This window comes from Hymenobacter aerilatus (assembly GCF_022921095.1).
Classification (GTDB): Bacteria; Bacteroidota; Bacteroidia; order Cytophagales; family Hymenobacteraceae; genus Hymenobacter; species Hymenobacter aerilatus.
Genome location: NZ_CP095053.1, coordinates 2,543,640 through 2,557,972, shown reverse-complemented (window position 1 = coordinate 2,557,972; position 14,333 = coordinate 2,543,640). Strand labels below are relative to the sequence as shown.

The 14,333-nt window shown below is 56.1% G+C and carries 9 protein-coding genes; 2 read left to right on the top strand and 7 right to left on the bottom strand.

The features are described 5' to 3' along the window. The first annotated feature begins 5 nt into the window (after positions 1-5). Positions 6-1,559, top strand: a complete 1,554-nt coding sequence (locus MUN82_RS10985) for a RagB/SusD family nutrient uptake outer membrane protein (RefSeq protein WP_245097479.1) — start codon at positions 6-8, stop codon at positions 1,557-1,559. A gap of 71 nt (positions 1,560-1,630) precedes the next feature. Next, entirely contained in the window at positions 1,631-2,719 is a 1,089-nt protein-coding gene (locus tag MUN82_RS10980; protein ID WP_245097478.1) for a glycoside hydrolase family 43 protein, read from the top strand. Positions 2,720-2,854: 135 nt separating this feature from the next. Here MUN82_RS10980 and MUN82_RS10975 read toward each other — a convergent pair whose 3' ends face one another. The 7 genes from MUN82_RS10975 to MUN82_RS10945 all read right to left on the bottom strand — a co-directional run bounded on the left by MUN82_RS10975 (position 2,855) and on the right by MUN82_RS10945 (position 14,311). Then, positions 2,855-5,005, bottom strand: coding sequence for a catalase (locus tag MUN82_RS10975; RefSeq protein ID WP_245097476.1), 2,151 nt, complete (start codon positions 5,003-5,005; stop codon positions 2,855-2,857). 544 nt (positions 5,006-5,549) lie between these two features. Further along, on the bottom strand, positions 5,550-8,714 hold the full coding sequence (locus MUN82_RS10970) for an efflux RND transporter permease subunit (protein WP_245097474.1): 3,165 nt from the start codon (positions 8,712-8,714) through the stop codon (positions 5,550-5,552). Between the two features lie 99 nt (positions 8,715-8,813). Beyond that, positions 8,814-9,917 carry an efflux RND transporter periplasmic adaptor subunit gene (locus tag MUN82_RS10965; protein ID WP_245097472.1) on the bottom strand — a complete coding sequence of 368 codons (1,104 nt, stop codon included), beginning with the start codon at positions 9,915-9,917 and terminating at the stop codon, positions 8,814-8,816. Positions 9,918-9,959: 42 nt separating this feature from the next. Then, positions 9,960-11,252 (bottom strand): TolC family protein, encoded by a 1,293-nt coding sequence (locus tag MUN82_RS10960; RefSeq protein WP_245097471.1) that lies wholly within the window; start codon positions 11,250-11,252, stop codon positions 9,960-9,962. Between the two features lie 349 nt (positions 11,253-11,601). Further along, positions 11,602-12,960 carry a sensor histidine kinase gene (locus MUN82_RS10955; RefSeq protein WP_245097469.1) on the bottom strand — a complete coding sequence of 453 codons (1,359 nt, stop codon included), beginning with the start codon at positions 12,958-12,960 and terminating at the stop codon, positions 11,602-11,604. 186 nt (positions 12,961-13,146) lie between these two features. Next, a complete protein-coding gene (locus MUN82_RS10950) occupies positions 13,147-13,824 on the bottom strand; it encodes a response regulator transcription factor (RefSeq protein WP_245097467.1) in 678 nt (225 codons plus the stop codon). Positions 13,825-13,969: 145 nt separating this feature from the next. Beyond that, on the bottom strand, positions 13,970-14,311 hold the full coding sequence (locus MUN82_RS10945; protein WP_245097465.1) for a tetratricopeptide repeat protein: 342 nt from the start codon (positions 14,309-14,311) through the stop codon (positions 13,970-13,972). Positions 14,312-14,333 lie beyond the last annotated feature (22 nt).

Genomic DNA, 14,333 nt, shown 5'->3' with positions numbered 1-14,333 from the left:
TTATCATGAAATATCCTTTCGTAAAAATAACCGCGCTGGCCGGCACCCTGTTGCTGACCACCGCCTGCGAAGACAATCTGCTGGAACAGGTAAACCCCAACCAGCCCACCACGGCCTCCTTCTGGGCCACCAGCGACGATGCCGTGCAGGGCGTGAATGCTTGCTATAGTGGCCTACAGCAGCTGGGTACCTACCGCCGCTGGTATAATTTTGCCTACGACCTGCGCTCCGACGATGGCTTCAGCCAAAGCCCCTGGGGCGAGCTGGCCGACTTCACCAAGTTCACGCTGGTGAACTACAATTTCGAGGTGTCGCAGAATCTGTGGCGCGATGGGTACCGGGGCATCTGGCGCTGCAACCAGGTAATTGCCAATGTGCCGGCCATTGAGATGAATGCCCAGCTGAAGGCGCGGGTGCTTGCCGAGGCCCGCTTCCTGCGCGCGTTGCTGTACTTCAACTTGGTATCGCTCTACGGCAATGTGCCGCTGGCGCTGGAGCCATCTACCCTTGACTACCGCCCACCCCAAGGTACCGAGGAGGCAGTATGGAATCAGATTTATACCGATCTGCTGGCCGCCAAGCCCGACCTCGACGTGTCCTACTCGGGTAATGATATTGGGCGCGCTACCCGCAACGCGGCGGCTACTCTGCTGGGCAAGGCCTACATGCAAAACCGCCGCTGGGCCGATGCCTCGGCCCAGTTTGCGGAGGTCATCAGTTCCAACCAGTACTCGCTCACCAACACCTACACCGATAACTTCCGGCACACAACGGAAAACAATTCGGAATCCATCTTCGAGGTACAGTTCTCCGACGCCCGGCAAGGAGGCAACGACGGCGACGACGCTACCTCCTCAGAGGGCGGGCAACGTTCTCAGTTCTTCGGCGCCCCCAATGCCGGCGGTTTTGTAGATGGTGAAGCGCGACCCTGGGTGGTAAATGAATTCTTGAAAGAAGGAACTACGAGTGGTGCCCGCGACCCGCGCTTAGCAGCTACCGTGTTCTATAATCGGCGGCAATTCTCTACCAATCTGCCAGTTGATGGCGACACATTGGTATATGGGGTAGGTTTTCTGAACCGGTACAGAACAGATGCGCGCAACCGCGCCCGTATCTACTGGCGCAAGTACCAGACGGATTATTACCGGACGTTCGAGAACTTCGATTCGCCCATTAATCACCGGGTGATGCGCTTTGCTGACGTACTACTGCTGCAAGCCGAGGCCCTGAACGAGCAAGGCCAGACGGCCAACGCCATTCCGTTGATCAACCGCGTGCGGAGCCGGGCTACCCTGGCGCCGCTTACCAGTGCCAACTTCGACCAGGCCAGCCTACGCACGCAGATCATGCACGAGCGCGTAACTGAACTGACCGGTGAAGGACTACGTTGGTTTGATTTGAAGCGCTGGAATCTGCTAAATAACCAGAGCACCTTGGATCAACTAAAAGCCCGGGATGCTGATTTCAACAACTTCGTAATTGGCAAAAGCAATCTGCTACCCATTCCGCAAGTTGATATTGATGCGGCCGGTCTGACGCAAAACCCAGGCTGGCAATAAGGCCACAGAAAGCCGCCGCGCCTGCCATCGGTGCGGCGGCTTTTTCATGAATCCTTCTTCCTTGTTTTTTTATGTTCGCAGCTATTCTTACTCGCTGGTTACTGGTGCCAGCTGTCCTGCTGGGCGCCCTAGCCTGCGGAGGCGGTTCGTCGTCGGACCCTACGCCTGCTCCGCCTATCCTCCCGCCTGTTACGCCGCCTACCACCGGCGCGGCTACTTTTCGAAACCCGTTGCTCAATTCTGGTCCCGACCCGTGGGTATATCAGAAAGATGGTTTCTATTACTACATGAGCACCTCGGGTGGCGACTTGCGCCTGCGCAAAACCGCGAAGATGTCGGAGGTAGGGACGGCGCCGGAAAAGATAATCTGGACGCCCAACGGCAGCTACCGCGACATCTGGGCACCGGAAATCTACTTCTTCGACGGTAAGTGGTACGTGTATTTCAGCGCCGACCCCAACTGCTGCGGCGGCCACCGCACCTGGGTGCTGGAAAACCCTGCTGCCGACCCTACCACCGGCACTTGGACGCTGATTGGCAAAGTAGCTACCGCCGATGATAAGTGGGCCATTGATGGCACTGTGCTGGAACAAAACGGCCAGCGCTACTTCGTATGGTCGGGCCACAAGGATTTTGGCAGCGGGGTAGAAAACGAAACCCAGCGCCTGTACATTGCCAAAATGAGCAGCCCTACCACCCTCACCGGCGAGCGGGTGGAGATTTCGCAGCCTACCTATGGCTGGGAGAAAACCGGCTACCCCTTTGTGAATGAAGGCCCCGAGGCGCTGAAACACGGTGATAAAACATTCATTGTGTACTCGGCCAGCCACTGTAGCACCGACGATTACGCCCTAGGCCTGCTCACAGCTTCTAGCACCGCCGACCCGCTTAAGCCCGAGTCCTGGACCAAAACGGCTACCCCGGTCTTCTCCAAGAATGCCGCTAGTCAGGCCTACGGCCCCGGTCACAATGGTTTCTTCAAATCGAAAGACGGTACCCAGGATTGGATAGTCTACCATGCCAATCCGATGACGGGTCAGGGATGCAGCAACTCCCGCACGCCCCGCATGCAAAGCTTCACCTGGAAAAGCGACGGAATGCCCGATTTTGGCACGCCCGTGGCCGTAGGCACAGCCCTACCCGTGCCCAGCGGGGAATAACTACCACCAAAAAGTAAAAACCTCAGTGCCTTCCGGCACTGAGGTTTTTTACTTACTAATCCTGTCGGAACAGATAGGGAAAGGATGTCTCCCTGCTTACTCCGGCTAGATCACTAAAGCGGCTAGGCAATCTTCCTACCCTGGAATAGCTTCTACCATTCGCTCCCAGAAGCGGTGCTGCCCAATGGCTTGACGGAAAGCTTCCGTTAGGTCTTGCCAGTTGGTATCGCGGGCGGTTACCACACCTTTATCCATTTGGGTGCTGCCATCTGAGAGAGCTACATCCCGAAGGCGGCATTCAGCGAACAGGTCGACGCCCTCGCCGCTGGCTGCCAAAGGCTTATGGTGCAGGTAGGCTTCCTCAATAAAGTGAACCGCTTTGCCCAGCTTCAACAGCTTTTGTACGCTCTCTTTGCCACCGGGCACAAATACAGCATCGTAAAGCACCGAAGCAGTGGTATTGAATGTTTTCTTTGCTTCTACCTGCTGTCCGTCGGCTGCCTTGATCACGCCCAGCATCGTGGACACCACTTCCAGCTCAGCTCCGTTCGCTAGCAGTGTTTGCTGCAAATGCTGATACGCTTCGTGGTTGAAACCTTCGGCGAGCAGTACAGCCACTTTGCGGCCCTTTATGTGCTCCTTCTTGTTTTTCTCCATGCTAAGCGCGGGCGAATCCGTCACGCTTTTTTTGCTGCTCACAGCGCTGGCTACCTTATCGGCCACGTTGTGAGCAGTATCCTTGAGCTTGGCTTTCCAAGATGCCTCATCGAATTCCACTCCGATTTCCTGGGCCACCTGCACTGCTAGGGCCACATCTACCTGTGCAATATGCTCCACCATTCGCTCCCGAATGTGCAGGTGCTCTACCTTGCCCAGCTCGAAGTTGAATGCCTCCGCAATATGCTTCTGCTCTGGGGCCGTCATGCTGTTGTAGAACAGGCGGGCCTGCGTGTAGTGGTCGTTGAAGCTCTCGGAGCGCTTCCGGATTTTGTGGCCTTCCACTTTCTCCTGGTAGTGCACGTAGCCCCCCTCGGCGGCGGTGGCGGGGCGGGGTGAATTATTGTTCAGCGAGTTGGGGTAGTAGTTGGCGCGGTTCTTCCGATCTTGGTTGATGGTCTGCCGCATAAACCCGTCGCGCTGGTTGTTGTGCACCTGCATCCGCGGCCGGTTGATAGGAATCTCCTGGAAGTTAGGTCCTCCTAAGCGCAAAAGCTGCGTGTCGACGTAGGAAAACAGGCGCCCCTGCAACAGCGGGTCGTTGGTTACATCAATACCGGGCACAACGTGGCCGGGGTGAAAGGCCACCTGCTCGGTTTCAGCGAAGAAGTTGTCGGGGTTACTATTCAGCGTCATCTTGCCGATGATGCGTACCGGCACCAGCTCTTCGGGCCACAGCTTGGTTGCATCCAGAATGTCGAAGTCAAACATAAACTCGTCCTTCTCCTCGATAATCTGCACGCCCAATTCATATTCTGGGAAGTTGCCTTCTTCAATGCTTTCCCATAGTTGCTGGCGGTTGTAATCAGGATTTTTGCCGGCAATTTTCTGTGCTTCGTCCCATACTAGCGAGGCCATACCGGCCACCGGCTTCCAATGGAACTTCACGAAGTGGCTTTCGCCCTGCTCGTTTACAAGCCGGAACGTGTGTACCCCAAAGCCCTCCATATTCTGGTAGGAGCGCGGAATACCGCGGTCCGACAACACCCAGAAGAGCATATGCATGCTTTCGGGCGTGAGAGACATGAAGTCCCAGAACGAGTCGTGCGCGGCCGAAGCCTGCGGCATCTCGTTGTGCGGCTCGGGTTTGGCAGCGTGTACTAAGTCAGGGAATTTGATGGAATCCTGAATAAAGAACACGGGCATGTTATTGCCCACCAAGTCCCAGTTGCCTTCTTCGGTATAGAATTTCACAGCAAAGCCGCGTACGTCACGCACTGTATCGGCCGAGCCACGGAAGCCCACGACAGTGGAAAACCGCACGAACACGGGCGTTTGTTTGCCTGTGTGCCGCAAAATGCCTGCGCTGGTGTAGCGGCTCATGTCTTCAAATAGCTCGAAGTACCCATGTGCGCCCGAGCCCCGTGCGTGTACTACGCGCTCCGGAATTCGCTCGTGGTCGAAGTGGGTCATTTTCTCGCGGAAGTGAAAATCTTCCAGCAGCGTAGGACCTCGTTCGCCGGCTTTTAGCGAGTTATCTGTGTCAGAAACCCGCACGCCTGTATTAGTGGTCAGCAACGTGTCGGCATTGTTTACATGCAGTTCCTTCTGTTCGTTTTCTTGCTTCATAAGCGGTTGAAAAGGGTTGAAAAAGCCACCGTCAGTAACCTGGCAGCCTTAGTAACCTACGCCGCTCCCCGATGGATGTTCCGCTAGCAGCTCCTTTCAAAGCAAAAACAAGTAGCCTAATGTTCAGCATACAGCTGGTCTGTTCTATTTCATTTGCATCGGTTATACTGAATGTTTTTCCGGGTTGCTGATGGCGTTTTTGACTGAATAAAAGCTGCTTTCTTGGGAATTCTATTACACGCAGTTCAGTCTCAATTGGTAGGAGCAGCTAGGTTCACGGCAAGCTGATAAGAGGCTGTGGCAGGCCACGAATCATTGTGAACCTGTCGATGGTAGTGCCGTGAGCTTGTGCATCGGTCACGAGAGGCAGCTTATAGTCGCCTACCCCGGCAGCGTCGGAAACACCCAGTGGCTCATAGAATTTCGTTGTAGGGTCATGCGTGGACCTGTTGAGGCAACTGAAGCGTATAGGAGTACTAATACAACAGAAGCCCCAACACCAAAAGGCGTTGGGGCTTCTGTTGTTCCGAATAAAAAAAGCTACTTACGCCCCAGCTAGCGCCGGCTTGCGGTGGTTCTGACGCAGGGTAGGGTCGTCGCCATAGTGTGTGTGCTCGGCGCGGTAGGCGCGCTCAAACACCAGCGGGAAGATGAACAGCGTGAGGATGGTGCCCGTAATCAGGCCGCCGATTACCACAATAGCCAGCGGCTTCGAGGTTTCGGAGCCAATGCCGGTGCTGATGGCCGCCGGCATCAGGCCGATGGTAGCCATGAGGGCCGTCATCACCACGGGGCGCACGCGGGAGGTTACGCCGTCGTGGATGCTGTCGTCAAGGCTCATCTTTTTCAACATGTTCTGCTTGAACACCGAAATCAGAATCACGCCGTTTTGAATACAGATACCAAACAAGGCGATGAAGCCAATACCGGCCGAGATAGAGAAGTTGGTGTGCGTGATGAGCAGCGCCGCAATGCCACCAATGATGGCGAACGGCACGTTCAGAAGTACCAGCCCGGCGTCTTTCAGGTTGCCGAATAAGATGAATAGGATGAAGAAGATGAGGGCCAGCGAGATGGGCACTACCTGCGTGAGGCGTTGGGTGGCACGGCGCTGGTTTTCGAAGTCGCCAGTCCAATTCATGCTGTAGCCCTTGGGTAGGCTCACCACAGCGTCTACCTTGCGCTGGGCCTCCTCGATGGTGCTACCCATGTCGCGGCCGCGGATAGAGAACTTCACGGCCGAAAAGCGCTTGTTGTCGTCGCGGTAGATGAGGGAAGGACCGTTCACGTTGCCAATGGTAGCAATTTCCGACAGCGGTACGGAGTTGCCGTTCATGATAGGCACCATCAGGGCTGCAATCTGGGTAGGCGACTGGCGGAAGCCTTCCTCGTAGCGCACCACGATGGGAAATTTCCGTTCGCCCTCGTACATCTGCGTGGCTTGCTTGCCGCCCACAGCCATTTCCAGCACCGCGTTGGCGTCGGCCTTGCTCACGCCGTACTGGGCCATGCGCCGCTCGTCCAGCTCCACGTGCAGCTCGGGCTGCCCGATATTGCGCAGCGCGCCCAGGTCGTCGATGCCTTTGATGTCCTTCAGCACGTCGTATACCTGGCGGGCTTTGGCTTCCATCAGCTTTAGGTCGGTGCCGTAGATTTTCACGGCAATGGAGCCTTTCACACCCGAGGCGGCCTCCTCTACGTTGTCGGTAATGGGCTGGGAGAAGTTGAAGTCCACGCCGGGGAAACGGGCCAGTTTCTCCTTCATGTGCTCAATGAGGGCCTCGCGCTTGTCCTTATGCTTCATCTCGGCCTCTACCTCGGGCGTATGCTTGAGCTGCACCAGGAACTCGTTGTTGTAGAAGCCCGTGGGGTCGGTGCCGTCGTTGGGACGGCCTGTCTGGCTCACCACATCGCCTACCTGCGGGAAGCTCAGGAACACCCGCCGCATCTCGTTACAGAGCTTGTTGCTTTCATCCAGCGAAATGCTCAGCGGCAACTGAGCGCGCACGTAAATCGAACCTTCGTTCAGCTCGGGTAGGAACTCCGAGCCCAGGAAGTGAAAGGCGCCCATACCTACTACTACCACTACCGTCGCCACCAGCAAGCTGATGGTTTTGCGGGCGTAGGTGAAGGCAAAGAAGCGTTGCGCTCCGCGGTTGATGCCGCGCACAAAGAAGTTGTCTTTCTCCCGCACGTTCTTTTTGAGCAGAATCGAAGCCAATACCGGCACCAGCGTAAGCGTGAAGATAAGCGCACCGAGGAGCGCAAAACCCAGCGTCCAGGCTAGTGGCGAGAACACCTTGCCTTCTACCTTCTCAAAGGAGAAGATGGGTAGGAGGGCGGTGATGATGATGGCTTTGGCGAAGAAGATAGACTTGCCCATCTCCCGGCCAGATTTCTTGATCAGGCCCATTTTCGTGAGCTTGTTGAAACGCTCCATTCCTACCTCATGAGCCTTGTGGTCGAGGGCCACAAAGAGTCCTTCCACCATCACCACGGCCCCATCGATGATGATACCGAAGTCAATAGCACCCATCGAGAGCAAGTTGGCCGACATACCTTTCAAGCGCAGGCAGATGAAGGCGAACAGCAAGGCCAGCGGAATAATCACCGACACAATCACCGTGGTGCGCCAGTCGGCCATGAATACGAACACGATAACCGTCACCAGAATAATGCCTTCCAGCAAGTTGTGAATCACGGTTTCTGTGGAGAAGTCAATGAGCTGCTGCCGGTCGTAGAAGGTCTTGATCTTCACGTCGGAGGGTAGGATTTTCTCGTTTAGCTCCGTCACCTTGGCCTTCAGGGCAGCAATCACCTGCGAGGGGTTTTCGCCCTTGCGCATCACCACAATGCCCTCCACCATGTTGTCGTCGTAGTTGCGGCCTACCTTGCCCAGTTTGGGTAGGGCCGACTCGTGCACAATGGCCACGTCCTTCACCAGAATGCCTACCCCATTCACGTTCTTAATGACCGTGTTGTTGATGTCGGAGATGTTGTTGAGCAGGCCAATGCCGCGCACCACAAAGTTCTGCTGGCCAGCGTTTATCACGTCGCCGCCCACGTTGATGTTGCTGCGCTGAATGGCGTTGTACAGGTCCAACGGCGAGATGCCGAAGTCCTGGATTTTGCTGGGGTTCACGCTGATTTCGTAGCTCTTCACCTCGCCGCCAAAGCTGTTCACATCGGCCACGCCGGGCACAGCTTTTAGATTGCGCTCAATCACCCAGTCTTGCAGGGTTTTCAGCTCGCGCACGGTTTTGCTTTTGCTGTCGAGCGTATAGCGGAAAATCTCGCCGGTAGGGCCGTAGGGCGGCTGCACCTCGGGGTCCACGCCTTCGGGCAGGTCCACATCTTGTAGCATGTTGTTGACCTGCACACGGGCAAAGGCATCGTCCACGCCATCATCGAAAATCACCTTCACCACCGACAAGCCAAACAGCGTGGTCGAGCGGATGCTGGTTTTCTTCTGCACCGGATTCAGAGCAATTTCCACCGGGGCCGTCACAAACTTCTCAATCTCCTCGGCCGAGCGGCCAGGCCACTGCGTGATGATGGTGATTTCGGTGTTCGTGACGTCCGGAAACGCCTCAATCGGCGTGTTCCGGTAGCTCACCACCCCGGCCACGATGGCCAGCAGCGTCATCAAAAAGATGAAACCGCGGTTCTTCAACGAAAAGGCAATAATGCCTTGGATGAACTTGTTCATTTGATTTCAGCTAGTAGCTGATAGCTTTTTATAGAGGTAAGGGCGATGATTCGTAGCACAAAAGCTAATAGTTACTAACTATCAGCTACTAGCTAAAAATCAATCATTTAACTCGTCGTACACCAGCAGCTGATTCTGGGCGATGATTCGCTCGCCGTCTTGCAGGCCCGACTCCACGTAGCTGGTGTCGCCTACCGTTTTGGCTACCTTCACCTCACGGGTTTCAATGTGGCTGCGGTCCTTGAACACCATCACGAAATTGCGGTCCTTGTCGAACACTACGCTTTGGGCCGGCACGGCCAGCATCTTCTCGTTTTGGGTGTTTTCGACCTTGATTTGGGCGTACATTTCGGGCTTGAGCAGGTAGCCGGGATTATCGAGGCGCACGCGCACCTTCATCACCTTCGAGTCAGGGTCGAGCACGTTGAACACCTTGTCGATGCGGCCCGTGAACACTTTGTCGGGGTAGGAGAGGGTCGTTACCTGGGCCGTGTAGCCCTGGTGCACTTTGGCAATGTCCGATTCAAACACGTTGGCCATAATCCACACATCGTCCAGGTTGCTGACCGTGAATAGGTTGCCCACGTTGTCGGCGTTGAACTGCATGTGGTCGGTCACGTTTTTCTCCGTGATGAAGCCCGAAATGGGGGCACGCAACGTGTAGGTGCCGTCAGCCGATACACCGTAGACATTCAGCTGCTTGCGGCTCTTGCCCACGTTGCTCTGGGCCTTGCGCAGCTCCTGGCGCGCCAAGGTCACGTCGCGCTCCGAGGCCAGGCCATCTGCAAACTGGTCCTCGGCCACTTGCAGGTTCTTGCGGGCAATGTCCAGATCGGAGCCAGCCGTAGACGACTGGTTTTGCAGGTCGGCAATTTCGCTGCTGCGAATCACGGCCAGCACCTGCCCCTTGGTTACGTGGTCGCCCAACTCCACCGACAGCTGCTCTACCACGCCGCCTACCAGCGGGTACACTTTCACGGTTTTGTCGCCGTTGGAAGCAATCTGGCCCGTCAGCAGTAGCTCGTCGCGCACGGGTTCGGCGTGCACCGTATCAATCTTCAGCTCCTGCAACATCTGATCCGACAGCGAGAAGCCGGCCTCGGCTTTGTGCGGCTGTTCGGCTTCGGTGTGAGTGGAGCAGCTCGCCAAACCCACGGCGAGCGGGAGGGCCAGGGTAGAGGCCAACGTGGCAAAGCGGTTCATATCGTATGCGGTTAGTTTGTTCTGTTGAAAGTATCGGCAGCCTTACTCGGCGTTGAAGACAGTGCGCCCTACCGAGAAGTTGAGCGATTCGAAAGCACGCAGGCGAGCAGCGCGTAATTGGTTGAGCTGCACAATGTTGTTCTTGTAGCTCTCGTAGAAGTCCAGGAACTCCACGATGGTGATGTTGCGCTTGGCGTAGCTCTGCTCGATGCCCTGAATCAGGCGGGTGAAGTCGCTGATGTTGCGGGTGGCCGTTTGGTAGAGTGCGTCGGTTTGCTGGGCCTGGCGCCAGGCTTCCTGCACGTCGTTGCGCACCGTGAGGAGCTGCTGGTCGCGCTGGGCGCGGCTCTGCTCAATCTGGGCCTGCGCTGTGCGGATATTGCCCTGGTTGCGGTTGAAAATTGGGACGGCCACGCCTAGCGTCACGGCGTTGTAGTTCTGGATGTAGCTGCCGGCGCGGTCGTACACGTAGCCCACAGCCAGATCGGGGGCCGCCAGGGCGCGTTGCAGGCGCAGGTTCTGGTTTTGCTGCTCCACATCAGCCTGACGGGCACGTAAGTCAGCGCGGGCTACCTGAGCCGTATCAGCCAGCTGCTCTTCCGAAAACCCTGTGAGCGACAACGCCTGTAGCCGGTCGTTGTTGACGGTAGGGCGGAAGTAAGTGCCCGACGATTCGCGCAGCAAAATCCGCAAATCAGACTCCTGCGTGGCAATTTCGGAAAGTAGGGCCTGCCGCTCTGTTTGCAGATCAAATAGGAAGGCCCGCAACCGAATCACCTCTTTCAGGGCAATGTTGCCCTTGTCGTACTGGTTTTGGTAGGCAGTCAGCGTCCGCTGAAACGAGTTGATTTCAGTGTTATAGGTGCCAACAGTCTGTTGCTTGTAGTACAGGTCGAAGAAGGTAGTGCGCACCTGGTAGTTGAGGTTGCGCAGCAGGTCTTCCAGGTTGTACTGCTCTACCAGGGCACCCTGTTGGGCCACGTTGGCGGCGGCTTTGCGGCGGCCGGCAATGGCAAACAGCTGCTGCACCTGCACAATGCTCTCGCCCCGCTGGGTCACGTCGAAAGCGCGCCGCGTGTTGGGGTTATACGTATTTTGCTCTAGCGAGAGGGTAGGGTTGTCCCAGAGCCGGGCCTGCAGGATTTGCGCCTGCGCCGCCGATACGTTGTAGCGCTGGGCTAGCAGTAGCAAGTTGTTTTGGGCGAAGCGCTGCTCGGCTTCGGCGAGGGTTAGCTGAGCCGTATCGGGCACGGCCGCCGCGGGAAAAGGGGCTGTAGCGTGGGCTACCCCACCCATCGTCAGCAGCAGCAAGAAAAGCGAAAAAAGGCGTCGCATATCCGGAGTGAATTATAGGATATGCAAGAGTACGCGGCCCGTATTAGGGCCGTATTAGAGGTGCATTAGAAACTGATTAGAAATGAAAAATAATACGTTATATAGTCGTATAGATAGTTTTTGTCCTTGTTTTTTGTGGAAAAATGATGAAAGCATGAAGAATGCAAGAATATTATTTTTTTATGGTTGTGATGTTGACTTTAGCCAACATCACAAAATAGGTAGTGGATGGCCAATTAGGGGAGCAGCTCCGTTGACAATGCTGTGGTTGCCGGTATAGTCAACTACAACAAAAACTGCCGCCGCGCTTCTCAGCAACGCACGCCGTGAGCGGAGTAGCTCACCGCTTTTAAGCAACGAAAGCTACTTCCGCCGATGTGCCTTGGTGCAGCGCAGAAGTGATGTGCAACTGTCCTTGGTGAAGCTCGATAATCTTACGTGCCAAGGGTAAGCCTACCCCATGCCCTACAACACCCCGCGCATTGGCCGCCCGAAAGAAAGGCTGGAAGATGTTGGCCAAGTCTTTCTCGGCAATGCCAATACCCTGGTCCTGAATCTGGATCCGGATGGCCTCGCTGGTGTAGCGAAACGTGACTTCCACAGGCGCTTCGCCCGAGTACTTCAGTGCGTTGTCCAGCAGATTGATTAGAGCGCGGGTGAGCAGCTGACGATTGCCTTTAATTTCCAGCGCTTCTGGCTCGGCGGGAAGGGCCTCCAGATGAATGTGCACGCGCCGTCGCATCTCGGGCAGCAAGGCCTCCCGGGCTTCCCACAGCAACTCATCTAGGCGAATATCGTCGGTATGAAGGCTGCTGGTTTCTGCCTGCGTAAGCTCCAGCAAGTCATTAAACAGGGTTTTTAGTTGCTGTAGCTCCGCCAGCACCGACGCCAGCGCCTCGCGGTACTCAGCCGGCTCCCGGTCACGCTTCAAGAGCACCTGCACCTCGCCGATGGTGGCCGTGAGTGGAGTGCGCAACTCATGCGAGGCATTGCTGACGAACGTGCGCTGCGCCTCAAAGCTGTCTTCCAAGCGCGTTAGCATGCGGTTGAAGGTGGTGGCCAGGCGGGCAATTTCATCCTGCTCGTGGCTCAGGCCTTCGTCTACCCGCAAGTGCAGGTCACGGGCTGTGATGCGGTCTACCTGGTCGTTTACGGCCGCAATAGGGGCCAGCGCCCGCCCCGCAAAGATTCGCCCGGCCACGTAGATAACGGCTAGGCTGCCTACAAACGTCAGCGACAAAATCAGGGCAAGGTTTTGCAGTCGAGCTTTACCCAGCTTGTTTTCGGCCGCCGCTACTATAATATAGTCGCCTTGGTTGTCGTGGTAGAACACCCCAATAGCCTGCCGCGGGCCAATGGTAAAGTACATTTCGCCATCTACCACAATGCGGGCCAGCAGCTTATCGGAGAGCGTCACGCTTTCGTCTTCTTCCAGAAAACGCGCCCGGTGGTCGGAGTCATAAATCTGGAGCACCTCGTTGTTCAGCGCCTGCAAATAGCGTTGCTGAAACGACCGAAAAGCCCCGGCCCGCATTTCGTCTTGCTCCAAAAAAATATAGCCCGTCACCTCTGCCCGGTCGCGCAGGCGCTGCCGAAACTCGCGCTGCGAGTACCGGGCTTGCAGTACATACGCCACCGTGAGTGCTACTGCCAGAATAACGGCCACCATGCTGAGAAACAAGAGCGTCAGACGGTTGCGGATGGTCATGAGGGGTAGGGTGGGAAGGTGTGGGTAGGGAAGTAAGTGAGATAGAAAAAAGCGTTTGTCATCCTGAGCTTGCGAAGGACCTTCTCACGTAAGAACGACAGGCGTAACAACGACTCGTTCAACTGGCATAAGGTCCTTCGTCGCCGCTTGATGCGCGGAATGCTCAGGATGACAAACGCTTTTTTGCTACCCCTCTTCGCGCAGCACATAGCCCATGCCTACTACTGTGTGAATAAGCTTAGTCGGAAAGTTCTTGTCGATCTTATTGCGCAGGTAGTTCACGTACACGTCGATGACGTTGGAGCCGGAGTCGAAGGACTCTTCCCAAGAGTTTTCGGCAATTTCGGCGCGGCTGAGTACCCGGCCGCGGTTGCGCATGAATAGCTCCAACAGGTTGAACTCGCGGGCTGTGAGCTTGATGGGCTGGCCACTGCGCGTAACGGTTTTGGCAGCTGTATCAAGGTTGAGGTCGGCTAGGGTGAGTACGGCCCCTTTGGTCGTCTGCCCGCGGCGGCGCGTCAGCACTTTCACGCGGGCCAGCAATTCCGCAAAATCAAAGGGTTTCACGAGGTAGTCATCCGCGCCACCATCGAAGCCGTGGAGCTTGTCGGTGGTAGTGCCCAGGGCCGTGAGCATCAACACCGGCACTTGCTGATCTTGCTGCCGTATGGCCTTCAGTACATCCAGGCCGCTCTGGTTGGGTAGGATCACATCCAGAATAATTAGGTCGTAGGCATGCGAAAGCGCCAAGCGCTGTCCGAAGGTGCCATCGTAAGCTACTTCCACCTCGTACTGCTCCTCCTCCAGCCCCCGCCGGATAAACGCGGACACCTTCGGCTCATCTTCGACTAGTAGGATTTTCATAGGTGTTTCTCAGTAGGGTAGGGGGCGGGCTGTATGAATAGTTAGGTAGAGACTGAGGAGGTACTGTCATCCTTCGCAAGCGGACGCCAGATGAAGGATGACAGACCCTATTTAGTTCTCAGCCTTCGGTTCCTGAAATAAAACCTTACACCTCGTCCTCATAGTCTAAGCCCAAGTGCTGGTTGAGAGCTTGCTGCAACTCACTGGCGGCGTGCATCTGGCCAGCCTTGCGGCTTACTTGCAAGCCTTTGCGGAAAACTTTTTCGGCTTCGTCGGGCTTTTCTAGTTGAGCCAGCAGCTTTCCGGCGTGATAATACGTACCCACATACTCGGGATGCTCATCCAGCAACGTTTGATAATATTCCATGGCTTTTTGCGGGTCCGACGCCCGGTATTCGGTGGCCAGCGCGTAGATCGTGAAGGCATCATTCGGGTCGTCGGCGTAGAAAGCGAGGAGTTGCGAAAGGCGGCTAGGTGTGTTATCCATCGGGTAGGAGTTTTCTGTATCT